Source organism: Blastococcus sp. DSM 46786, from assembly GCF_900109665.1.
GTDB lineage: Bacteria > Actinomycetota > Actinomycetes > Mycobacteriales > Geodermatophilaceae > Blastococcus > Blastococcus carthaginiensis.
Window position 1 is genome coordinate 88732 of record NZ_FOAO01000009.1, and the last position, 22845, is coordinate 111576.

The 22845-nt window shown below is 73.9% G+C and carries 21 protein-coding genes; 7 read left to right on the forward strand and 14 right to left on the reverse strand.

The window, feature by feature from the left end:
• Positions 1 to 181 precede the first annotated feature (181 nt).
• The 5 genes from BMW62_RS10080 to BMW62_RS10100 all read right to left on the reverse strand — a co-directional run bounded on the left by BMW62_RS10080 (position 182) and on the right by BMW62_RS10100 (position 4435).
• Positions 182 to 940 (reverse strand): ABC transporter permease, encoded by a 759-nt coding sequence (locus tag BMW62_RS10080; RefSeq protein WP_091930732.1) that lies wholly within the window; start codon positions 938 to 940, stop codon positions 182 to 184.
• On the reverse strand, positions 937 to 1926 hold the full coding sequence (locus BMW62_RS10085) for an ATP-binding cassette domain-containing protein (protein WP_091930801.1): 990 nt from the start codon (positions 1924 to 1926) through the stop codon (positions 937 to 939). The genes BMW62_RS10080 and BMW62_RS10085 overlap by 4 nt, the downstream gene beginning before the upstream one ends.
• A gap of 68 nt (positions 1927 to 1994) precedes the next feature.
• Entirely contained in the window at positions 1995 to 2411 is a 417-nt protein-coding gene (locus BMW62_RS10090) for a hypothetical protein (RefSeq protein WP_091930733.1), read from the reverse strand.
• Positions 2412 to 2414: 3 nt separating this feature from the next.
• A complete protein-coding gene (locus tag BMW62_RS10095; RefSeq protein WP_091930734.1) occupies positions 2415 to 3632 on the reverse strand; it encodes a DUF885 family protein in 1218 nt (405 codons plus the stop codon).
• Between the two features lie 23 nt (positions 3633 to 3655).
• A complete protein-coding gene (locus tag BMW62_RS10100) occupies positions 3656 to 4435 on the reverse strand; it encodes an isoprenyl transferase (RefSeq protein ID WP_091930802.1) in 780 nt (259 codons plus the stop codon).
• Positions 4436 to 4563: 128 nt separating this feature from the next.
• On the opposite strand from BMW62_RS10100, the gene BMW62_RS10105 reads away from it, so the two are divergent.
• On the forward strand, positions 4564 to 5376 hold the full coding sequence (locus BMW62_RS10105) for a PAQR family membrane homeostasis protein TrhA (RefSeq protein ID WP_091930735.1): 813 nt from the start codon (positions 4564 to 4566) through the stop codon (positions 5374 to 5376).
• Positions 5377 to 5571: 195 nt separating this feature from the next.
• Here the strand turns inward: BMW62_RS10105 and BMW62_RS10110 are convergent, their stop codons facing one another.
• Together BMW62_RS10110 and BMW62_RS10115 are read right to left on the reverse strand one after the other, a co-directional pair.
• The gene (locus BMW62_RS10110; protein ID WP_091930736.1) at positions 5572 to 6822 is read right to left on the reverse strand and encodes a geranylgeranyl reductase family protein; all 1251 of its coding nucleotides are present in this window, start codon (positions 6820 to 6822) and stop codon (positions 5572 to 5574) included.
• Positions 6823 to 6920: 98 nt separating this feature from the next.
• Positions 6921 to 7415 carry a hypothetical protein gene (locus BMW62_RS10115; protein ID WP_280138636.1) on the reverse strand — a complete coding sequence of 165 codons (495 nt, stop codon included), beginning with the start codon at positions 7413 to 7415 and terminating at the stop codon, positions 6921 to 6923.
• Between the two features lie 272 nt (positions 7416 to 7687).
• Between BMW62_RS10115 and BMW62_RS10120 the strand changes: the two genes are divergently transcribed.
• Positions 7688 to 8110: a Fur family transcriptional regulator gene (locus BMW62_RS10120; protein WP_091930738.1), complete on the forward strand. Its 423-nt coding sequence runs from the start codon at positions 7688 to 7690 to the stop codon at positions 8108 to 8110.
• Positions 8111 to 8149: 39 nt separating this feature from the next.
• A complete protein-coding gene (gene katG / locus BMW62_RS10125) occupies positions 8150 to 10369 on the forward strand; it encodes a catalase/peroxidase HPI (protein ID WP_091930739.1) in 2220 nt (739 codons plus the stop codon).
• Positions 10370 to 10433: 64 nt separating this feature from the next.
• On the opposite strand, the gene BMW62_RS10130 is transcribed toward katG, so the two are convergent.
• From BMW62_RS10130 to mca, 3 genes are all read right to left on the reverse strand, one after another.
• The gene (locus BMW62_RS10130; RefSeq protein ID WP_139206238.1) at positions 10434 to 11216 is read right to left on the reverse strand and encodes a discoidin domain-containing protein; all 783 of its coding nucleotides are present in this window, start codon (positions 11214 to 11216) and stop codon (positions 10434 to 10436) included.
• Between the two features lie 84 nt (positions 11217 to 11300).
• A complete protein-coding gene (locus BMW62_RS10135; RefSeq protein ID WP_091930741.1) occupies positions 11301 to 11615 on the reverse strand; it encodes a hypothetical protein in 315 nt (104 codons plus the stop codon).
• Complete coding sequence (gene mca / locus BMW62_RS10140) at positions 11612 to 12499, reverse strand: mycothiol conjugate amidase Mca (RefSeq protein WP_091930803.1); 888 nt, start codon at positions 12497 to 12499, stop codon at positions 11612 to 11614. Before mca ends, BMW62_RS10135 begins: the two co-directional genes overlap by 4 nt.
• A gap of 246 nt (positions 12500 to 12745) precedes the next feature.
• Between mca and greA the strand changes: the two genes are divergently transcribed.
• Positions 12746 to 13249 carry a transcription elongation factor GreA gene (greA, locus tag BMW62_RS10145; RefSeq protein WP_091930742.1) on the forward strand — a complete coding sequence of 168 codons (504 nt, stop codon included), beginning with the start codon at positions 12746 to 12748 and terminating at the stop codon, positions 13247 to 13249.
• An 8-nt stretch (positions 13250 to 13257) separates the two neighbouring features.
• Positions 13258 to 13590 (forward strand): RNHCP domain-containing protein, encoded by a 333-nt coding sequence (locus tag BMW62_RS10150; protein ID WP_170852315.1) that lies wholly within the window; start codon positions 13258 to 13260, stop codon positions 13588 to 13590.
• A 123-nt stretch (positions 13591 to 13713) separates the two neighbouring features.
• Here BMW62_RS10150 and BMW62_RS10155 read toward each other — a convergent pair whose 3' ends face one another.
• From BMW62_RS10155 to ilvA, 4 genes are all read right to left on the reverse strand, one after another.
• The gene (locus BMW62_RS10155; protein ID WP_091930743.1) at positions 13714 to 15768 is read right to left on the reverse strand and encodes a M3 family metallopeptidase; all 2055 of its coding nucleotides are present in this window, start codon (positions 15766 to 15768) and stop codon (positions 13714 to 13716) included.
• 212 nt (positions 15769 to 15980) lie between these two features.
• The gene (locus BMW62_RS10160; RefSeq protein ID WP_091930744.1) at positions 15981 to 16787 is read right to left on the reverse strand and encodes an ABC transporter permease; all 807 of its coding nucleotides are present in this window, start codon (positions 16785 to 16787) and stop codon (positions 15981 to 15983) included.
• On the reverse strand, positions 16784 to 17782 hold the full coding sequence (locus BMW62_RS10165) for an ATP-binding cassette domain-containing protein (RefSeq protein WP_091930745.1): 999 nt from the start codon (positions 17780 to 17782) through the stop codon (positions 16784 to 16786). The genes BMW62_RS10160 and BMW62_RS10165 overlap by 4 nt, the downstream gene beginning before the upstream one ends.
• Before the next feature lie 147 nt (positions 17783 to 17929).
• Positions 17930 to 19144: a threonine ammonia-lyase gene (gene ilvA / locus BMW62_RS10170; protein WP_091930746.1), complete on the reverse strand. Its 1215-nt coding sequence runs from the start codon at positions 19142 to 19144 to the stop codon at positions 17930 to 17932.
• A 163-nt stretch (positions 19145 to 19307) separates the two neighbouring features.
• On the opposite strand from ilvA, the gene BMW62_RS10175 reads away from it, so the two are divergent.
• On the forward strand, positions 19308 to 20774 hold the full coding sequence (locus BMW62_RS10175; RefSeq protein ID WP_244523944.1) for a sigma 54-interacting transcriptional regulator: 1467 nt from the start codon (positions 19308 to 19310) through the stop codon (positions 20772 to 20774).
• A 1-nt stretch (position 20775) separates the two neighbouring features.
• On the forward strand, positions 20776 to 22761 hold the full coding sequence (locus BMW62_RS10180; RefSeq protein ID WP_091930748.1) for a VWA domain-containing protein: 1986 nt from the start codon (positions 20776 to 20778) through the stop codon (positions 22759 to 22761).
• Positions 22762 to 22845 lie beyond the last annotated feature (84 nt).

Consider the following 22845-nt stretch of genomic DNA (forward strand, 5'->3'; position numbering starts at 1 on the left):
AGGGCAGCTCGCCGTCCACTGCCGACGCTAGGCCGGGAGGGTGACATCCGCGTGACGTACACCCCACGAGGAGGGGGCGGTGTCACCCGGATGGCTCAACCGCACCAACCGCACCACCGGCGCGGCCCCGTGCAGGGAGCCGGCGCGAGCGTGCGGGTGCCGGGGGACACGGGGCCCTCGCTCAGCTGGACTCGCGGCGGAACCGGCGCACGCCGAAGAGCCAGCCGAGCACCGCCAGCAGCACGGTGAGGGCGACGCCCCACCAGGCGGTCGCGGTGCCGTAGCCGCCGACGAAGAACTCGCGCGCCGCCTCGACGATGTGCTTGAAGGGGTTCACGTCGCTGACGGTCTGCAGCCAGCCCGGGGCCAGCGTCATCGGCAGCAGGATGCCCGAGAGCAGCACGACGGGGAACACCACCGCGTTCAGCAGCGGCGCGAACGCGTCCTCGCTCTTCAGCGTCAGCGCCAGCGCGTAGGACACCGCGGCGAGCGCTGCCCCGAGCAGCGCCACGACGACCAGGGTCAGGGCGACGCCGGCCACCGGTGCCCGCAGCCCGAGCGGGATCGCGACCAGCACGAGCAGGACCCCCTGCGTGATCAGCACGACGACGTCACGGAGCACCCGGCCCAGCAGCAGCGCCGTGCGGCTGGCCGGGGTGACCCGCTGGCTCTCGATGACCCCGGCCCGCCACTCGGCGATGAGCCCGAAGCCGACGAACAGCGCGCCGAACATGCCCAGCTGCACCAAGATGCCGGGCACGAAGATCTGGTAGGCGTCACCCGGACCGAGCTGCTGCGCCAGCGGCTCGAGCAGCGGCCCGAACAGCACGATGTAGAGGATCGGCTGCATCAGGCTGATCACCAGCCAGGCGGGGTTGCGCAGCGACATGCGCATCGCCCGGGCGAAGACGGTGCCGGTGTCGCGCAGCAGGGTCCTCATCGGGCCGCCACCGCCTCGGCCTCCGCCGGCGCGGCCCCGGACTCGCGCAGCGACCGGCCGGTCAGGCCGAGGAAGACGTCGTCCAGGCTGGGCCGGCGGCTCTCGATGCCGCTGACGGCGACGTCGGCTGCGTCCAGCGCGCGCACCAGCTCCACCAGCGCGCGGCCGCCGTGCGGCACCCGGCCCACGACCCGGTCGGCGAGCAGCTGCGGCGGCTCGGCACCCGGCAGCGCCCCGACCAGGCGGGCCACCTCGCCGAGCTGGTCCGGCCGCTCCGCCGTCACGGTGAGCACGTCACCGCCCACCTGTGACTTCAGCTGGTCGGGGGTGCCCTCGGCGACGATCGCGCCGTGGTCGATGACCATGATCCGGTCGCAGAGGGCGTCGGCCTCGTCGAGGTAGTGGGTGGTGAGGAAGACCGTCGTCCCGCGGCCCTCGCGCAGCCCGCGGATGTGCTCCCACAGGTTCGCCCGCGCCTGCGGGTCCAGGCCGGTCGTGGGTTCGTCGAGGAAGACCAGCTCCGGCACGTGGATGAGGCCCACCGCGATGTCCAGCCGGCGGCGCTGGCCCCCGGACATCGCCTTGGGCTGGCGCTCCCAGAGCCCGTCCAGGTCGAGCTCGGCGAACAGCTGCCGGCCGCGCCCGGTGGCCTCGGCGGTGCTCATCCCGTAGAGCCGGGCGTGGTCGACCACCTCCTCGCCCGCCCGCGCCTCCGGGGCCGTGGAGCCGCTCTGCGAGACGTACCCGATGCGGCGGCGCACGCCCACCGGGTCGGTCCGCAGGTCGCAGCCGGCGACGGTGGCCGTCCCGGCGGTGGGCTCGAGCAGGGTCGTGAGCATGCGCAGGGTCGTCGTCTTCCCGGCTCCGTTCGGGCCGAGGAAGCCGACGATCTCACCGGGGGCGACGTCGAGGTCGACCCCGACGACGGCGTGGACCTCCTGCTTCCGCTTCCGGAAGGTGCGGGCGAGGCCGCGGGCGTGGATCACGCGCGACAGCATCCACCCGTCCACCGACAGGTTCCACCGGTTTCACCGACGGCGTCAGCGCCCGCCGGTCACCAGCGGCCGTCGCTCCCGTCGGAACGCCGGCGCACCGCCGGGCGCTCGACGGTGTCGGTCCGCTCCCCCGGCGGCGGCCACCGGTGCGGCTCCTCCTCCCAGCGGCCGTCGTCGGTGGACCACCCGTCGTCCCACCGGTCGTCGTCGGCCCACCGGTCCTCCGCCCAGCCCTGGTCCGCCCGCTCCTCGTCCGGCCACGCGTCGTCCGCCACCCGGCGCCGCTCTCCCCGGCCGGCCCGCGCCGCACGGCGGGGGCGCAGCGCGACCAGCGCCCACAGGACCGGGACCAGCAGGACCGGCCACTGCACCGCGGGGTCGCCGAACCGGACCACAGCGAGCCCGAGGAGCAGGGCGAGCCAGCCCGCGGTCCACAGTCCGAGGAACCGGGCCCGGGCCGGGGAACGGGCGGCCACGGGTCAGGCGGCCGGGATCTCGGCGGCGATCCGCTGCGGGGTCAGCGGCTCGTCGAGCAGGCGGGCGAAACGGTCGGCGACCGGCTGCTCCGCCGGCCGCGCGTCGAGCCAGCGGGTGAGGAGGTCGTACCCCTCGACGTAGGTGGAGATGTAGGCCCGCCACAGCGGATCGGTGAGGAAACGGATCTGCTGCCGCGCGCGCTCCGGGCTCACCAGCGCCCACCGCTGCAGGTACGCCGCCAACTCGTCGGCGTCGGCGCCCCGGTCGTGCAGCAGCACCGCGGCGTCCTGCCGGACCCGGTTGAGCGGCGCGGCAGCGACGGCGATGCGCTCGGCCAGCACACCGTCGAACCGCAGTCCCAGGTCGCCGAGGATCTCCTCCGACCAGGCCCCCCAACCCTCGCCGATCGCCGCCGGGACGCCGAGGTCGGCCAGCCCCTCGGCCATGAGGCACTCGGGCGTGTTCACCAGGAACACGGTGTGCTCGACCCGGCCCGACCGCTCGACGAGCCCCTGCTCCTTGCGGCAGTGCTCGGTGTGGTGCCCGGGGTAGGACTCGTGGGCCACCAGGTGCGCGAGCTGGGAGAGCCGGTGCGGCAGGTCGGCGTTGATCGCCACCCGGGACCGGTAGCCGCCCTCGTAGTAGTTGAAGCCCGACCACGGCTTGTCGGTGACGACCTCGTAGCGGACGGTCTCGACGTCGGGGAGCCCGTACTGCCCGCGCACCCGGTCGCGCAGCGCGCTCGACAGGGCCTGCACCGCGGGCTCGAGCCGGTCCGGCGGGCACTCCTCGCGGCGCCGGTGGGCGGCGTACCGGTCAGCCAGGGTGCCGTCGCCGGGCAGCAGGCGGTCCAGCTCCGCGTGCGCGGCGGCGTAGGCGGCCTCGTCGCCCAGCTCGACGTCGACCTGGAAGTAGGCCCGCACCTCCTCGACGAAGCCGACCGGCTCGCCGCTCATCTTCCGCGCGCTGCACTCCAGGCCGGTGAGCTGGCCGCGCAGGAAGGCGGCGCGGTCGTCGGGCAGCCCGGCGGCGTCCAGCTCACGCAGCAGCTCCCGGGCGCGGTCCCGCAGCTGCCGGGGGGTCGGCGCGGGCTCGTCCAGGACCTGCGCCCGGGTGCGCGGGTTCCCGGTGTAGGCGTCGACGAAGCCGGACTCCACGCGGTCGAAGCGCAGCCCGAGCCGCACGTACTCCAGGGCGACGTCGAGGGCTCCCGCGGTCATGGCGGCCAGTCTCGCAGCCGCCGTCACCCACCGAAGCGGCGGTGCCGGGCCGAGTAGTCGCGCAGCGCGCGCAGGAAGTCGACGCGGCGGAAGTCCGGCCAGTAGACGTCGGTGAAATGGAACTCGGCGTTCGCCGTCTGCCACAGCAGGAAGCCCGACATGCGCTGCTCCCCGCTGGTGCGGATGACCAGGTCCGGATCGGGCTGGCCGCGCGTGTAGAGGTGCTCGGCGATGTGCTCGACGTCCAGCACCTCCACCAGCTCCTCCAGCGACGTGCCACGGGTCGCGTGCTCGCTGAGCAGCGAGCGGACGGCGTCGGCGATCTCCCGCCGCCCGCCGTAGCCGACCGCCAGGTTGACAGTCGCCCCCGGCCGGTCGCAGGTGTCGCGCTCGGCCTGCTCGAGGACGGCGACGGTGCGCGCCGGCAGCACCTCCCGGGCCCCCATGCTGCGGATGTGCCAGCGCCGATCCGGCCGCGACAGGTCGACGGCGACGTCCTCGATGATCGCGAGCAGGGCGTCGAGCTCGGACGCGGGCCGGCGCAGGTTGTCGGTCGAGAGCATGAACAGGGTGACCACCTGCACCCCGGCGTCGTCGCACCAGCCGAGCAGGTCGGCGATCTTGGCCGCGCCCCGGCGGTGCCCGTGCGCGACGTCCTCCAGCCCGATGGCGCGCGCCCACCGCCGGTTGCCGTCCATGATCACGCCCACGTGCCGCGGCACGTCCGCGCCGACCAGCGCCCGCGCCAGCCGCCGCTCGTACACCTGGATGAGCGCGTCACGGACCCGCCGACGCACCCCCACGCCGGTCACCCTAGGCCCCCGGCCACCCGCCGGCCGGGAGCGCGGCGGCCCGTGGCGCCGGCGCGCTGGCAGCAAGCTCACAGCCCGCACCGGATGACGGCACAGCGGGCCCTCCGTAACCTCGGGGCATGAGCGTCCCCCCCGCCGATCGCGCGGCAGTCCGGGTGGAGGCCGACGGCTCGGAGCTCGAGGCTCCCGCCGCGCAGGCGGTGGCGACCGTCGTCGCCGAGGGCGAACGGGTCGAGCACACGTGGGACGCCGGCCACTTCGACGACGACGACTGGGAGCACCCTGACACCCGCCCGCGGGCGCGGGGCTGGATCCACCTGTTCTCCTTCTTCGGCGCGATCGTGGCCGGCGCGGTGCTCGTCCCGCTGGCCTCCGTCCAGGGCGCCCGCGCCGGGTGGTCGGTCGCGGTCTACTGCCTCACCATCTGCGGGCTCTTCGGCATCAGCGCGCTCTACCACCGGCGGCGCTGGTCACCGCGCGGCTGGAAGATCATGAAGCGGCTCGACCACTCGATGATCTTCCTGTTCATCGCCGGCACCTACACGCCGTTCGCGCTGCTCGCCGTCGACCAGCCCCTCGGCTTCTGGGTGCTCGGCGGGGTGTGGGCCGGGGCGCTGGCCGGCGTGACGCTGAAGATGACCTGGCCGACGGCGCCCCGCTGGGTGGGTGTACCGCTGTACATCGGGCTGGGCTGGGTCGCGGTCTTCGTGCTCACCGACATCCTGCACATCGCCGGCGTCGCCTCGCTGGTGCTGCTGGCCGTCGGCGGCGTGCTCTACACCCTGGGCGGTATCGCCTACGGCATCAAGAAGCCCAACCCGTGGCCGGGCACCTTCGGCTACCACGAGGTCTTCCACGCGATGACCGTCGTCGCGGCGATCTGCCACTACATCGCGGTGTACTTCGCGGTGTACAGCTCTCCTTTTGTCTGACTCCGTCAGACACCGCCACCAGGAGCCGTCCCGTGACATCGCGGTCCTCCGGACCGCACCGCGACCACGTGCCGTTCCCCCGTTGAGCTGAGCGCATCACGTCGCCACTCGGGGGAGCCTCCGGCCCCCCACTCCTGACGACCGACAAGCCTCACCCGCCCTCGGGAGCCCTCCGGGCCCCGCTCGGCCGGGCGATCAGGAGAAGGGCTTGCGGTCGTCCAGGCGCACCGACAGCCGTCCCGCCGTCCGCCAGGCACGGGCGACGAGGTCGCGGTCCTCGTCGGAGACGAGGTTGCCCATGACCCGCAGCGCCACCGTCATCAGCGGACGCGAGCGCATGCCGATCGGGCCGGCCCGCGGCAGGAACCGGGGCACGGTGAGCAGCCCGGCCAGGCGCCGCGCGATGGAGAACGCCTCGCCGTAGTGCCGCCCCAGGGTCGCCGGCCACGCCGCCGTCCAGTCGTCCTCGGCGAGCAGCCCGGCGAGCATCCGGCCGGTCTCCAGGCCGTAGTCGATCCCCTCGCCGTTGAGCGGGTTCACGCAGCCGGCCGCGTCGCCGACGAGCGCCCAGTTGCGGCCGGCCACGCCGGACACCGCCCCGCCCATGGGCAGCAGCGCCGAGGTCACGTCCCGGACCGGACCCTCCAGCTGCCACTCCGCGCGCCGGGTCTCGGCGTAGAACTCCAGCAGCGCCTTGAGCTGCACCCCGGCGGGCCGGCGCGCCGTCGCCAGCGTGCCCACGCCCAGGTTGACCTCGCCCGCCTCCCGGCCCAGGGGGAACACCCAGCCGTAGCCCGACAGCAGCTCCCCCTCGGTGCCGCGCAGCTCCAGGTGCGAGCTGATCCACTCGTCGTCGCTGCGCGCCGAGCGCACGTAGCTGCGCGCCGCCACCCCGTACGCGGTGTCGCGGTGCCACTCCCGGCCCAGCAGCCGGCCCAGCGGCGAGCGGACGCCGTCGGCCACGACCAGCCGCCGGCAGCCGATCGTCGTCGTCGCGCCGTCGGCGTCCTCGAACACCACCGCCCGCACGCGGTCGCCGTCGCGCTCGACGTCCACGGCCCGGGCGCCGTCGACCGGGGTCGCCCCCGCATCGACCGCGGCCTGCCGGATGCGGGCGTCCAGCTCGGTCCGCGGCACGGCGCTGCCGTGGTCGGGGAACGCCCCACCGGGCCACGGCAGCTCCCACTCCCGACCGAAACCGGCGGCCCGCAGGCCGCGGTTGCGGGCCTTCGACCGCGCCCACTCCCCGAGGCCCAGGTGGTCCAGCTCGGCGACGGCCCGCGGGGTCAGCCCGTCACCGCAGGTCTTGTCCCGCGGGAAGACGGCGGCGTCGGCGAGCACGACGTCGCGACCGGCCCGGGCCGCCCACGCGGCGGCCGCGGACCCGGCCGGGCCCGCGCCCACCACGAGGACGTCGGTGGCTGCAGGGCGGGCGGCGGCGGGCACGCCGCCCAGTGTCCCCGAGCCGGCGACCCACCGGTACGGCCGCCCTTCAGGGGCCCGGGCCGAGCGTGCGAGGCGTGGGGGGAAGGGTGGTCCTTCTACTACTGCGGCCCCCTGCCGCGGACCTTCTCGACCGAGGCCATGGCCTCGCGCAGCTCGGTGAGCCAGTCGTCGGCGTGCCGGCCCACCAGGCGCACCGCCCAGACCAGCGCCTCCGACCGCGACCGGGCGACCCCGGCGTCGACCAGCGTGTCGAGCACCAGCCGCTCGGGCTGCCGCAGGCGGGTCATGACCGGCACGGACGCGTGGGTGAACAGCTGACGGGTGTCCCCGCAGGCCGCACCCCACGCCACCGAACGGCCGTAGCGCTCCTGCGCGGCGTCGGCGATCGCCATCCGGCGGCCCCGGGTCTCCTCCCGGAACCGCTCGATCCGGCCGGCGCGGGCGGCGGCGGCGTCGCCCTCACCCGCCGCCGGCTCCGCCAGGGTGCCGACGACGGTGATCTCGTCGCGGTCGACGGTGAGCTCGACGGGGCCGGTGAACCAGTCGTCGGGCAGCCGCCCGGCGAACCAGCCGGCGAGCTCCGTGCGGTCCACCGGCGGTGGGACGTCCTGACCCCGCCCCCGTGGCCCGCGGCCACGGCCCCGGCCGAAGCCCGGACCCAGGGGTGCGTCGGCGAAACGGTGTCCGTGCATGGCGACCTCCCGGTGCGCAGTGATTACACCGTTGCAGCGTAATCCCGCTCGCGTTCCTCGGCGAGGGTCGCCACTGCGCCCAGAGCGGACGAGGGGCGCGCGCCGGATGTGCTGCTCGGCACGACTTTCGGGAAAGACTGGATCTGATCCAGAAAAGCCGTCAGGATGACCCCGTGCCCGACTCCGTGGAACTCGGCCGCGAGCTGCGCGCCGTGGGCCTGCGCGTCACCCGCCCGCGGCTGGCGGTGCTGGACGCCGTCCACGCGCACCCGCACCTCGACACCGACGCCCTGATCGCCGCCGCCCGCGACCGGCTGGGCGCGGTCTCGCACCAGGCGGTCTACGACGTCCTGCGCGTCCTCACCGACAGCGGCCTCGTGCGGCGGATCCAGCCGCAGGGATCGGTGGCCCGGTACGAGGCCCGCGTGGGCGACAACCACCACCACCTGGTCTGCCGCGACTGCGGCGCGATCGTCGACGTCGACTGCTCGGTCGGCGCCGCTCCGTGCCTCACCCCGTCCCACGACGCCGGCTTCGTCGTCGACGAGGCCGAGGTCGTCTTCTGGGGCCGCTGCCCCGCCTGCGCCACCGCCTGAACCGACCCCGTTCCGCCCACCTCCAGGAAGGCACATCCCGTGAAGGACGAGACCAACAAGGTCGTCACCGACAGCACGAGCGAGAGCGAGAACCCGGCGATCCCGTCGCCGACACAGGTCACGAACCGCCGTCCCCAGAGCAACCGGGACTGGTGGCCCAACCAGGTCGACCTGTCGGTGCTCAACAAGCCCTCGAAGGACTCCGACCCGCTGGGTGCGGACTTCGACTACCAGGCCGAGTTCGCGACGCTCGACGTCGAGGCGGTCAAGCGCGACGTCGCCGAGGTGATGCGCACCTCGCAGGACTGGTGGCCGGCCGACTGGGGCCACTACGGCCCGCTGTTCATCCGGATGTCGTGGCACGCCGCCGGCACGTACCGCATCGCCGACGGTCGCGGCGGCGGCGGCGAGGGCGCCCAGCGCTTCGCCCCGCTCAACAGCTGGCCGGACAACGCCAACCTGGACAAGGCCCGCCGCCTGCTGCTGCCGATCAAGCAGAAGTACGGCCGCAAGCTCTCCTGGGCCGACCTGCTCGTGCTCGCCGGCAACGTCGCGCACGACGACATGGGCCTGAAGACCTTCGGTTTCGCCTTCGGCCGTGAGGACACCTGGCAGCCCCAGGAGGTCTTCTGGGGCCCGGAGGACACCTGGCTCGGCGACGAGCGCTACGCCGACAACGCACCGCTCGACCTCGACGAGGGCCACCTCGCGGCCGTCACCATGGGCCTGATCTACGTCAACCCGGAAGGCCCCAAGGGCCAGCCCGACCCGGTCGCCTCCGCCCACGACATCCGCGTCACCTTCAGCCGCATGGGCATGACCGACGAGGAGACCGTCGCCCTCATCGCCGGCGGCCACACCTTCGGCAAGACCCACGGCGCCGGCAACCCCGAGCTCGTCGGCCCGGAGCCCGAGGGCTGCCCGGTGCACGGCAACGGCCTGGGCTGGATCAGCCAGCACGGCACCGGCAAGGGCGCCGACACCATCACCAGCGGTCTCGAGGGCGCCTGGACGCCGACGCCGACCACCTGGGACAACACCTACTTCGAGATGCTGTTCAGCTACGAGTGGGAGCTCACCGAGAGCCCCGCCGGCGCCAAGCAGTGGAAGCCCTCGAACCCCGAGGCGCAGGAGCTCGTGCCCGACGCCCACATCGAGGGCAAGAAGAACCCGCCGATGATGGCGACCACCGACCTCGCCCTCATCAAGGACCCGGGCTTCCGCGAGATCTCCCAGCGGTTCTACGACGACCCCGAGTACTTCGCCGACGCGTACGCCCGCGCCTGGTTCAAGCTGCTGCACCGCGACATGGGCCCGAAGAGCCGCTACCTGGGCCCGGACGTCCCCGCCGAGGACCTGATCTGGCAGGACCCGGTGCCCGCGGTCGACCACGAGCTGGTCGGCGAGGCCGAGGTCGCCGACCTCAAGCAGCGCCTGCTCGCCTCCGGCCTGACCGTGTCCCAGCTGGTGCACACCGCCTGGTCCGCGGCCGCCTCCTACCGCGGCACCGACAAGCGCGGCGGTGCCAACGGCGCCCGGCTGCGCCTCGAGCCGCAGATCGGGTGGGCGGTCAACGCGGGTGTCCAGGACGTGCTGCCGGTCCTGGAGCAGGTCAAGCAGTCGTTCGAGTCCGAGACGGGCAAGCGGGTCTCGCTGGCCGACCTCATCGTGCTCGGCGGCAGCGCGGCCGTGGAGAAGGCGGCGGCGGACGCCGGCGTGCAGGTCACCGTCCCGTTCCACCCGGGCCGCACCGACGCCTCGCAGGAGCAGACCGACGTCGACAACTTCCGCTGGCTCGAGCCGCGGGCCGACAGCTTCCGCAACTGGGTCTCCCCGGGCAGCAAGCTCGAGCCGGAGACCCTGCTGGTCGACCGGGCCTACATGCTCGAGCTCACGGCCAAGGAGATGACGCTGCTGGTCAGCGGTCTGCGGGTGCTCGGCGCCACCACCGGCGGCGTGCAGCACGGCGTCTTCACCGACCGCCCGGGCGTCCTCACGCAGGACTTCTTCCGCAACCTGCTCGACCTGGGCATCCAGTGGCGCACCTCGGTCGACACCGAGGGCGTCTACGAGGGCCTGGACGCCGGCGGGAACGTCGTCCGCACGGCCACCGCCGCCGACCTGGTGTTCAACTCGAACGCCATCCTGCGCGGCATCGTCGAGGTCTACTCGGCCGACGACGCCCAGGAGCTGTTCGTGCGCGACTTCGTCGCCGCCTGGGTCAAGGTCATGGAGCTGGACCGCTTCGACCTGCGGTAAGCAGCACCCGCGCCACGACGCCCCGGTCCGCCACGCGCGGGCCGGGGCGTCCGCGCGTCCGGGCTCAGGAAACCTCGTAGACCTCGATCTCGGCCGCACCGGTGTTGCCACCGGTGGTGGTCTCCGCGTCGAACCGCAGCACGCGCCCGGTGAAGTCGGCCTCGTCGACGACGACGGCCGCGCCCGCCTCGAAGGGCCCGTAGGTCTGCCCGTCGTCGACGGTGACGGTGAACGTCTCGACGACCGACGTGCCGTCGCTCATCGAGCGGCTGCGCAGGGTCAGCCCCACCACGTCGACGGCCCGCCCGAGGTCCAGGGTGATCGACGCGTCGTCGCCGTCGCCGTCGCTGGACCACTCGGTGCCCAGGTCGCCGTCCACGGCGTTGCCCGCGGCGAAGGCGTCGGAGAACTCGGAGCTGACGTCGACGACCTCCGCGCCGAGCGCGGCGTTCTCCCGCGGCACCTCGGCGACCTCCGCGTCCGGCGTCCGGAAGGTCATCAGCTCGCTGCGGTAGAGGCGGCCGTCGGCGCCGGAGCCCTGGACCCGGTAGAAGTACTCGGTGCCGGGCTCGAGCCCGCGCATGACCGCCTGGTGCTCCGCGTGCGCGCCACCGCCCATGTCGGCATCCGTTGCGATCCCGTCGCCGAGGGACTCCTCGCGCCCGAACACCACCGCGCAGGCCATGTCGACCTCCGTGGTGACCTGCAGCGTCGCCGACGTCCCCGACGGATCGGGCACCACGACCGGCGCCTCGGCGAACACCTGCTCGGCGGGGAGCACCGCGGACCCGGTGGAGGCCGGCTCGGCACCACCGCACCCGGCCAGGACGACGACGGCGAGGGGCACGGGCAGGAGCCTGCGGACGACGGAGATCACGCCCGGGTCAACGGCGCGACCGGGGCGGACGTTCCGCCGCCCCGGCCCGCAGGCTCAGCGCCGGTCGCCGTCGTCGCGCCGGGGGGGCTCGATGGCCAGCGGCGCCCGGCGCAGCGTGTCGAGGAGCTCCTGACCGGGCTCGTCGCGGTCCTCGTCCAGCCCCGCGGGCGAGTCGGGGACGACGACCCGGTCGGCCTCGTCGAAGCTGCGCGGCAGCCGCTTCAGGTGGCCGCTCATCGACTTCACCAGCAGGGCGGTGGCGAGGAGCAGCAGCACGAGCAGCAGCAGCCCGAACGGGCCGGACTTGCCGACGTCCTGGGGGGCCTGCTGCTGGGCGACGGAGAGCACCATCAGGGTCGTGGTGGTCATCGGGCGGTCACCTCGCTGCGGATGCCGGTGAACAGGTCGTCCTCCGGGGTGGGCGTGTCGACCAGCGAGCGGGCCAGCTCGTAGTCCTCGGTGGGCCACACCTGCTGCTGGGTCTCCACCGGGCAGGCGAACCAGCGGCCCAGCGGATCGATCTGGGTGGCGTGCGCGATCAGCGCAGCATCGCGCACCGGGAAGTACTCGCCGCACGGGACGCGGGTGGTGACCCGGTGGGAGATGTCGTGCGCCGGGTCCCATTTGGCCAGCCACTCGGCGTACGGGGACTCCGAGCCGGTGGCCAGGATGGCCTCGTGCAGCGCCTTCGTGCGCGGCAGCGTGAAGCTCATGTGGTAGTAGAGCTTGCTCACCTGCCACGGCTCGCCGAGCTCGGGGTACCGGTCGGGATCGCCGGCCGCCTCGAAGGCGTGCACCGAGATCCCGTGGGTCTTGATGTGGTCCGGGTGCGGGTAGCCGCCGCGCTCGTCGTAGGTGGTCATCACCTGCGGCCTGAACCGCCGGATGAGCGCGACCAGCGGCGCCGCGGCCTCCTCGACCGGCAGCAGGGCGAAGCAGCCCTCGGGCAGCGGGGGCAGCGGGTCGCCTTCGGGCAGGCCGGAGTCGACGAAGCCCAGGAACTCCTGCTCGACCCCGAGGATCTCGCGGGCCCGCGCCATCTCCTCGACCCGGATCTGCGGGAGCCGATCCCACACCTCGGGCCGGTCCATCGCCGGGTTGAGCACCGAGCCGCGCTCGCCCCCGGTGGCGGTGGCCACCAGGACGCGGACACCCTCGGCGACGTACTTCGCCATCGTGGCGGCGCCCTTGCTCGACTCGTCGTCCGGATGAGCGTGCACGGCGAGCAGGCGCAACTGGTCGGGATCGGTCACGCGCACAGTGTCCCTCGCCGGGCGGCGGTGGTGGCGGACCCCCACCCGGGTGTGGGCGACGACTCGCAGGTCAGCCACCCGTACGGGCGGAACGTGTCCTCCGTCACCCAGCGGTGCGCTACGGTTCCGCAACCAGCGACGACCGCCGCAGCGGTGCACCCGCCCGCGCCGCGGTGTTAGCTTGGCCGTTCGACCAGCGGCCGCTCCCACACGGGGGCGGCCTCCCGAGTTTTCAGGAGTACCCACGTGTCCACCCCCACTGACGAGCAGGAACAGGGCATCTGGCTGACCCAGGAGGCCCACGACCGGCTGAAGGCCGAGCTCGACCAGCTGGTGGCGAACCGCCCGGCCATGTCCGCCGAGATCAACGCCCGCCGCGAGGAGGGCGACCTCAAGGAGAACGGCGGCTACCACGCCGCCAAGGAGGAGCAGGGCAAGCAGGAGGGCCGGATCCGCCAGCTCACCGACCTGCTCCGCAAGGCCCGCGTGGGTGACGCCCCGAAGACCGCCACGGACGCCGCCCTGGGCACGGTCATCACGATCAGGTTCGCCGGCGACGACGACACCGAGAAGTTCCTGCTCGGGTCGCGGGAGATCGCGGGCACCACGGAGCTCACCGTCTACTCCCCCGAGTCGGCGCTCGGCTCGGCGATCATGGGCGCCGCCCCCGGCACCTCGGTGACCTACCAGGCCCCGAACGGCAAGGACATGACCGTCGAGGTGGTCGCGGTCGAGCCGTTCGTCCCCTGAGCGTCCCGGTGAGCGCGCCACGCGCCCGCTCCCGGCGGGCGGAGAACACCGGCTTCGCGTGCGTGCACTGCACCGCGCCGGTGCCGGCCAACACCGACGGGCACTACCGCAACCACTGCCCGTACTGCCTGTGGTCGCTGCACGTCGACGACCTGCCCGGTGACCGGGCCAGCGGGTGCCGGCAGCCCATGGAGCCGGTCGGGCTGGTGGAGAAGTCGGGCAAGGGCTGGCAGGTGGTCCACCGCTGCACGGCGTGCGGCCACCGCCAGCCCAACCGGCTGGTGCGCGACGGCGAGGCCCCCGACGACCTGGACCTGGTCCTCTCGCTGCCCTGGCTGTGACACTGCGATCCTCCGGATCGCACCGCGGCCAGGAGCCGTCCACCCTCACCGCAGCGCGTCGTCCCTCACCGCCCACCATGAGGGAGGACGCGCCACGATCAGGTCACCTGATCCCGGAGCCGGTCACGACTGCGCGAGGCCACGCCTCCGGAGCAGCGGCCCCGGGTCGGCGTCCCGGCCGCGGACGGCGCGGAAGGCGTCCAGCGGGTCGACCGAACCGCCGACGGCGAGCAGCCGCTGCCGGAAGGCGTCCCCGTTCTCCCGGCGCAGGCCGCCGTTCTCCTTGAACCACTCCACGGTGTCGGCGTCGAGCACCTCCGACCAGATGTAGGAGTAGTAGCCGGCCGAGTAGCCGCCGGCGAAGACGTGCTGGAAGTAGGTCGTCCGGTAGCGCGGCGGCACCAGGTCCGAGGCGACACCGGCCCCGGCGAGGGCCGCCCGCTCGAACTCCACCGGGTCGCCCACCTCGGTGTCGGGGGTGAGGCGGTGCCAGGCCTGGTCGAGCAGCGTGGCGGCCAGGTACTCCAGGGTCGCGAAACCCTCGCCCCACAGCCGGGCGGCGTCGATCGAGCCCACCACCGAGGCCGGCAGCGGCTCCCCGGTGTCGACGTGGCGGGCGTAGTGCGCGAGCACCTCAGGCCAGAGCGCCCACATCTCGTTCACCTGGCTGGGGAATTCCACGAAGTCCCGCGGCACGGCGGTGCCCGCGAAGCGCGGGTAGGTGACCGCCGAGCTCAGCCCGTGCAGCGCATGGCCGAACTCGTGGAAGAGCGTGTTCACCTCGTCCAGGGTCAGCAGCGTGGGCCGGCCGGCCGGCGCCCGGGTCACGTTGAGGTTGTTGACGACGACCGGGCGGGTGCCCAGCAGCCGGGACTGGCGCACGAACGAGCTCATCCACGCCCCGCCGCGCTTGCCCTCCCGGGCGAAGAAGTCACCCAGGTACAGCCCGATCTCGGCGCCGTCGGCGTCGGTGACCTCCCAGACCCGGACGTCGGGGTGGTAGCCGGCGAGGTCGGCCCGCGGGGTGAACCGGAACCCGTACAGCAGCTCGGCCGCCCGGAAGACACCGTCGACCAGCACCCGGTCCAGCTCGAACCACGACCGCAGCGCGGTGGTGTCGACGGCGTACCGCTCCGCGCGCACGCGTTCGCTGTAGTACGCCCAGTCCCACGCCGCCAGCTCGACGCCGTCGCGGGCGGCCAGCTCGCGCAACACGTCGGCCTCCGCCTCGGCGTTGGCCACCGAGGCCGGCACCATCGAGCGGAGCATCTCGTCGACCGCGGCGGTGGTGCGCGCGGTCGAGTCGGCGAGCACGAGGTCGGCGTGGGTGTCGAAGCCCAGCAGCCGGGCCCGTTCGGCCCGCAGCCGGGCGATGCGCTCGGCGACCGGCCGGTTGTCGCGCTCCCCCGCCGACGCCCGGCCCACCGACGCCTCGAACACCCGGCGCCGCAGCTCCCGGTCGCGCAGCCTGGTCAGCACGGGCTGGCCGGTGGGCAGCACGAGCGTGAGCAGGTATCCCTCGAGGCCGCGGTCGGCGGCGGCACGCGCCGCGGCGGCGACCTCCTCGTCGCCCAGCCCGTCGAGCTCCGCGGCGTCGGCCACCCGCACTGCCGCGGCCTCGGTGGCCAGCTGCAGGTTCTGCCCGAACGTCGTCGACAGCTCGGAGAGCTGCTGGTTGAGCTCGCCGAGCCGGGTGCGCCCGGCGTCGTCGAGCCGGGCACCGGCGAGCACGAAGTCGAGGTGGTACCGCTCCACCAGCCGGACCGACTCCGCGTCCAGCCCGGCGGACTCCCGCGCGGCGTGCACGACGTCGATGCGTGCGAACAGCGCCGGGTCGAGCCGGAGGGCGTCATCGTGGGCCGCGGCGAGCGGGGCGATCTCCCGCTCGATCTCCCGCAGCCGGGGCGTGGCGACCGACGACGACAGATTGCCGAACACCGACCAGGCGCGGTCGAGCAGCGCGCCCGACCGCTCCAGAGCCACGAGCGTGTTCTCGAAGGTCGGCTCCTCGTCCGAGGCCAGCAGCGCCGCGACCTCCCGGCGCTGCTCGGCCATCCCCGCCAGCAGCGCCTCCCGGCAGTGCTCGAGCGTGATGCCGGCGAACGGGGGCAGCCGGAACGGCAGCTCGGACGGGGTGGCCAGCGGGTTGTCGGCGGAGAGTTGCTCGGGGGTGCTCATCGCCGCCCATTACATCGCGATCCTCCGGATCGCACCGTCGTCACACCGCGACCCTCCGGATCGCACCGTCGTCACACCGCGATCCTCCGGATCGCACCGCGGCCACCTGCCGTCCCCGACCTGCGCGGAGCTGATCCGTCGCGCCTGCGCGAAGCCCTCCGGGCCCCACTCGGCGCGACCGGGCAGCTGCACGTCGGGGCGGCCGGCGTCTCTCAGCGGCCGGCGGCGCGCCGGTAGGCGCGCACCGACAGCGGCACGAAGACCGCGAGGATCAGCACCACCCAGATCAGCGTGTACAGCACCGGGTTCTGCAGCGACCAGGCGTCCGGCGTCGGTGCGAGCGGCGAGGTGTTGCCGAACAGGTTGCGCGCGGACTGGACGACCGCCGACACCGGGTTCCACTCCGCGAAGGTGCGCAGCACCGAGGGGAAGGTCTCCAGCGGGACGAAGGTGTTGGCCACGAACGTCAGCGGGAAGATCACGATGAAGCTGGCGTTGTTGACCACCTCCGGGGTGCGGACGAGGAGTCCGACCATCGCCATCAACCAGGAGATCGCGTAGGCGAACAGCAGCAGCACGACGAAGCCGAGCACCGCCTCGCCCACCGACGAGTTGATCCGCCAGCCGACCACCAGCCCGGTCAGCGCCATCACCGTGATCGAGATGATGTTCAGCCCGGCATCGGCGACCGTGCGGCCGATCAGCACGGCGGACCGGGACATCGGCAGCGACCGGAACCGGTCGATGAGCCCCTTCTGCAGGTCCTCGGCCAGGCTCGCCCCGGTGGTCGTGCTCCCGAGCACGATCGTCTGGGCGAAGATCCCGGGGAGCAGGAACTCCCCGTAGCTCGTGCCCGGCGGCAGCTGGATGGCGCCGCCGAAGACGTAGCGGAACAGCAGCACGAACATGATCGGCGACAGGGTCGCGAAGACGATCAGGTCGGGCACCCGCTTGACCTTGATCAGATTGCGCTTGGTGATGACGACGCTGTCGGACAGCGTCGCAGCCATGCTGCTCATCGGGCACCTCCGGTGATGGCCGGCTCGGCCGTCGGGTCGTCTTCGGTGGCGACCTCCTCGGCCACGCGGCCGGTGAGCGCGAGGAAGACGTCGTCCAGATCGGGGCGGCGCAGCCCGACGTCGAAGATCTCCGCCGTCGCGCCGTCCAGCCGGCGCAGCGCCTCGGCGAGGACCTCCGCACCGCCACTCACCGGCAGCGACAGCCGCCGGGCCTGCACGTCGACGACCGGGTCCTCCACCGCGAGGGGGCGCAGCCGTTCGACCATGCCGGGCAGCACGGCGGCGTCGGTGACGGTGAACTCCAGCCGCTGACCGCCGACCTGCGCCTTGAGCTCGTCGGCGGTACCCCGGGCGATGACCCGGCCCCGGTCGATGACCACCATCCGGTCGGCGAGCCGGTCGGCCTCCTCCAGGTACTGGGTGGTGAGCAGGATCGTCGTGCCGCCGTCGGCGAGGTCGGCGATGAACTCCCACATCGACAGCCGGCTGCGCGGGTCCAGCCCCGTCGTCGGCTCGTCGAGGAAGAGCACCCGCGGCCGGGCGATCAGCGAGGCCGCGATGTCCAGCCGGCGGCGCATCCCGCCGGAGTAGGTCTTCGCCGGCCGGTCGGCCGCCCCGGAGAGGTCGAAGCGCTCGAGCAGCTCACCGGCCCGGCGGCGCGCCTCGGCCCGGCCCAGCCGGTACAGCCGGCCGACCATCTCCAGGTTCTCGAACCCGGTGAGGTACTCGTCGACAGCGGCGTACTGGCCGGTGAGCCCGATCGCCGCCCGCACCCGGTCGGCCTCGCGCGACACGTCGAGGCCCACCACCTCCACCCGGCCCGCGTCTGCCTCGAGCAGCGTGGTCAGGATGCGCACCACCGTCGTCTTGCCCGCGCCGTTCGGGCCGAGCAGCCCGAGCACCGAGCCCTCGGCCACCGTCAGGTCCACACCGTCGAGCGCGGTGGTGGCGCCGAAGCGCTTGACCAGCCCCTCGACCACGATCGCGTCGGTCATGCCCCCGACGCTAGGCCCGCCCCCCGACAGTTCCCCGCCGCTCTTCTCCGTCGCGTACACGCGCGCGTCCTCCGTCCCGGCCCCGCGAGGTGCGGGACAGGACCTAGGACCGCCGGGCGGGGCCCGACTCATCGGTCGGTCCGGGAGCTACTCCGGGGTGGCCGCGTAGCCGGCGTCGCGCATCGCCCCGATCACCTCGCCGGCGTGCGTCGGTCCCCGCGTCTCGAGGACGACGAAGACCTCCACCTCGCCGATGCCCAGCCGGGTCGACGTCCGCTCGTGCTCGACCTCCAGCACGTTCGCGCCGACCCCTGCCAGCTCGGCGAGCAGGGCGGCCAGCGAGCCCGGGCGGTCGGGGATGCGCAGCCGCAGCGAGAGGTACCGGCCGGCCGCGGCCATGCCGTGCTGCACCACCTTGAGCAGCAGCACCGGGTCGATGTTGCCGCCGGAGACGACGGCGACCAGGGGTGGCTCGAACGCACGCGGGTCGGCCAGGACGGCGGCGACCGCGGCCACCCCCGCCGGCTCGACGACAAGCTTGGCGCGCTCCAGGCAGAACAGCAGAGCCCGGGAGAGGTCCTCCTCGCTCACCGTGCGGATCTCGTCGACCAGCCCCTGCACGTGGGCGAGGGTCAGGTCGGTGGGACGGGGGACGGCGATCCCGTCGGCCATCGTCGACATGCTCTCGAGCGCGACCGGCCGGCCGGCGGCCAGCGACCCGGGGAGGGCGGCGGCCTGCTCGGCCTGCACGGCGACCACCCGGACGTCGGGACGGCGTTCCCTGACCGCGGCGGCGACGCCGGAGACCAGGCCCCCGCCCCCGGCGCAAACCAGCACCGTCGCGACGTCCGGGCACTGTTCGAGCACCTCCAGCCCGACGGTGCCCTGCCCGGCGATCACGTCGGGGTGGTCGAACGGGTGGATGAACACCGCCCCGGTGCGCTCGGCGTGCTCGGCCGCGGCGAGCAACGGCTCGGCCAGCGACTCCCCGAACATCTCGACGCGCGCCCCGTAGGCCTGGGTCGCCGCCACCTTGGGCAGCGGCGCGCTCTCGGGCATGTAGACCGTCGCCTCGGCACCGAGCAGCCGGGCGGCCAGCGCGACGCCCTGGGCGTGGTTGCCGGCGCTGGCGGCGACGACGCCGCGGGCCCGCTCCTCGTCGGTCAGCCGCGCGATCCGGGTGTAGGCGCCACGGATCTTGAACGAGCCGGTGCGCTGGAGGTTCTCGCACTTGAGCCAGACCGGCCCGCCGACCCGGTCGGCCAGCCCCCGGGAGTGCTCCAGCGGGGTGCGGCGGACGACGCCGGCGAGCAGCTCCGCCGCCGCGGCGACGTCGGTACCGGTGACCAGGGGAACCGACATGCGTGGATCATGGCAGGAGGAGGACTCGGCAGGGTCACGGCGAGGGGGCCCCGGAGGGGTCCGCGCAGGCGCGATGGAACGGCTCCGCGCGGCGGGGGACGGAAACTGGCCGCGGTGTCGAACGGAGGACGACAGACAGCAGAGTCGTCGTACCGTGGCTGAGGTGACGGACACGCCCGTACCGGCAACCCCCGCCCCCGCACCCACGACCCTCGGCGAGCTCCGCGCGACCGGCGCCACCGCCCGCCCGGTCAAGGCCGAGATCCGCGCCAACCTGCTCGCCCGCCTGGCCGCCGGCGAGCCCACCCTGCCCGGCATGGTCGGCTTCGAGGACACCGTCCTGCCCGAGGTCGAGCGCGCCCTCATCGCCGGCCACGACCTGGTCCTGCTCGGCGAGCGCGGCCAGGGCAAGACCCGGCTGATCCGCACGCTGGTCGGCCTGCTCGACGAGTGGACCCCGGTGCTCGTCGGCAGCGAGCTGAACGAGCACCCCCTGGCCCCGATCAGCGTCTGGGCCCACCGGCAGATCGCCGAGCACGGCGACGCCACCCCGGTCGGCTGGCTGCACCGCAGCGAGCGGTTCGGCGAGAAGCTCGCGACGCCGGACACCAGCGTCGGAGACCTCATCGGCGACGTCGACCCGATCAAGGTGGCCGAGGGCCGCACCCTGGGCGACCCCGAGACCGTGCACTACGGCCTCGTGCCGCGCACCAACCGGGGCATCTTCAGCGTCAACGAGCTGCCCGACCTCGCCGAGCGCATCCAGGTCGCGCTGCTGAACGTGCTCGAGGAGCGCGACATCCAGATCCGCGGCTACCGCGTCCGGCTGCCGCTGGACCTGCTGCTGGTCGCCAGCGCGAACCCCGAGGACTACACCAACCGCGGCCGCATCATCACCCCGCTGAAGGACCGCTTCGGCGCCGAGGTGCGCACCCACTACCCGATCGAGCTCGCCGACGAGATCCGGCTGCTGGAGCAGGAGGCGCGCACCAGCGGTCTGGGCGCGCCGGGTGGGCAGGAGGCCCTGGACGCCCCCGTCGTCCCCCAGCACCTGGTCGAGATCGTCGCCCGGTTCACCCGGCTGGTGCGCGAGTCCAGCCACGTCGACCAGCGCTCCGGCGTCAGCGCGCGGTTCGCCATCGCCGGGCTGGAGACCGTCGCCGCCTCCGCCGTCCGCCGCGCCGCGGTGGCCGGGGAGACCCGCCCGGTCGCACGGGTGGTGGACCTGCCGAGCGTCGTCCCGGCCAGCCGCGGGAAGGTCGAGTTCGCCGACGCGGGCTCCGACCCCGACGACGACCGGGAGCTGGAGATCCTCGAGCACCTGCTGCGCCAGGCCACCGCGCAGACCTTCCGCGCTCGGTGCGCTGGCCTGGACCTCACCGGGCTGCAGGAGCACTTCACCGGCGGGGAGACCGTCGAGTCCGGCGATCTCGTCCCTGCCCCGGCGCTGCTGGGGCAGCTGGGCACCGTGCCCCGGCTCGCCGAGCTGCTGGGCCGGCTCGGCGTGCCCGAGGGCGACCAGTCCGCCGAGCAGGCGGCGGCCGCGGTGGAGTTCGCCCTGGAGGGCCTGCACCTGACCCGCCGGCTGGCGAAGGACACCGACGGCGGCCGCACCGTGTACGGGGCCTGAGGTGAGCACGCGCCGCCCGCGCGGCTACCGGTACGGCGCCTGGCGGGGCGGCCCCGACCCGCTGGCCCCGCCCTACGACCTCGGCGACGCCGTGGACGAGATCGGCGATTCGGTGCTCGACGGCAGCGGGGTCCGGGAGGCGCTGCGCGAGCTGCTGCGGCGGGGCACCCAGGGCCGCCGCGGCCTGGACGAGCTGCGCCGGCAGGTGCGCGACCGGCTGCGTCAGGCGCGCACGGCCGGTCGGATGGACGGCACGCTGCAGGAGGTGCGCGAGCTCCTCGACCGCGCCGTGCAGGCCGAGCGGCGGGAGCTGTTCCCCGACCCGGACGACATGGCCCGGCTCAAGGAGGCCGAGCTCGACGCCCTGCCCGAGGACGCCGCCGGCGCCGTCCGGGCGCTCAAGGACTACGACTGGCGCTCGGAGGAGGGCCGGCAGGCCTACGAGCAGATCCAGGACCTGCTGCGCCGCGAGGTGCTCGACAGCTCCTTCGCGTCGATGAAGCAGGCGCTGGAGAACGCCTCCCCCGAGGACATGCAGGCGGTCAAGGACATGGTCGCCGACCTCTCCCGGCTGGTCGACGCGCACAACCGCGGGGAGGACACCGACCAGCAGTTCGCCGACTTCATGGACAAGCACGGCCAGTTCTTCCCCGAGAACCCGGAGTCGATCGAGGAGCTCATCGACTCGCTGGCCCGCCGGGCCGCGGCGCAGCAGCGGATGATGGCCGGCCTCTCCCCCGAGCAGCGGGCCGAGCTGGCCGGCCTCATGGCCCAGACGATGGAGGACATGGGGTTGGCCAGCGAGATGGCCCACCTCTCCGACGCGCTGCGGCAGGCCCGTCCCGACCTGCCGTGGGGCCAGCGCGGCCAGGTGCCCGACGGCGAGCCGTCCCTCGGCATGGGGGATGCCACCACCGCCGTCGCCGAGCTGGCCGACCTCGAGGCGCTGTCCAACCAGCTGTCGCAGGGGTACGCCGGGGCGTCGCTGGCCGACGTCGACGAGGAACTGCTGGAGCGGGCGCTGGGCCGCTCGGCCGCCGACGACCTGGCCGCGCTGCGGCAGCTGGAGCGTGAGCTGGAGCGGCAGGGCTACCTCAACCGCTCCGGCGGCACGCTGGAGCTCTCCCCCAAGGCGGTCCGCCGGCTGGGCGCCACCGCGCTGCGCCGGGTGTTCGCGAAGCTCGACGCCACCGGCCGCGGCGAGCACGACGTCGCCGACGCCGGTGCGGCCGGGGAGCTCACCGGCGGCTCCCGGGAGTGGCGGTTCGGCGACGAGCAGCCGCTCGACGTCGTCCGGACGGTGAAGAACGCCGTCCTGCGGACGGCCGGCGAGCCGCGGGAGGGGTCGGACCGCCGGGTGCGGATCGCCGTCGAGGACTTCGAGGTGGTGGAGACCGAGCGGCGCACCGGCGCCGCGGTCGCCCTGCTGGTCGACCTCTCCTACTCGATGGCGCTGCGCGGCACGTGGGGCGCGGCGAAGTCGACGGCGATGGCGCTGCACTCGCTGGTGACCACCCGGTTCCCCCAGGACGCCATCGAGATCATCGGCTTCTCCTCCACCGCGCAGGTGCTGCGGCCCGAGACCCTCGCCGAGCTCTCCGTGGACACCCTGCAGGGCACCAACCTGCAGCACGGGCTGATGCTGGCGCGGCGGTTCCTCGCCCGGCACCGGGACGCCGAGCCGGTGGTCCTGGTGGTCACCGACGGCGAGCCGACCGCCCACCTGGAGGACGACGGGACGCCGTTCTTCTGCTGGCCGCCGATGCCGGAGACCATCGCCCGCACCGTCGCCGAGGTGGAGCGCGTCGCCCGGTCCGGGGCCACGGTGAACGTCTTCGCGCTCGACCCCGACCCGGGGCTGGTGCACTTCGTGCACGACCTCACCCAGCGGGCCGGTGGCCGGGTGTTCGAACCCGACGCCGACCGGCTGGGCGAGTACGTCGTCGCCGATTACCTGCGCACCCGCCGGGGCCGGCGCGCCCGCTGAGCCCTGCTCCCGGGGCCCGGCTCGCGCAGGCATAGGAAGCTATCCATGCGTCTCCGGGCCCGCAGGCGCATGGATAGCTTCCTA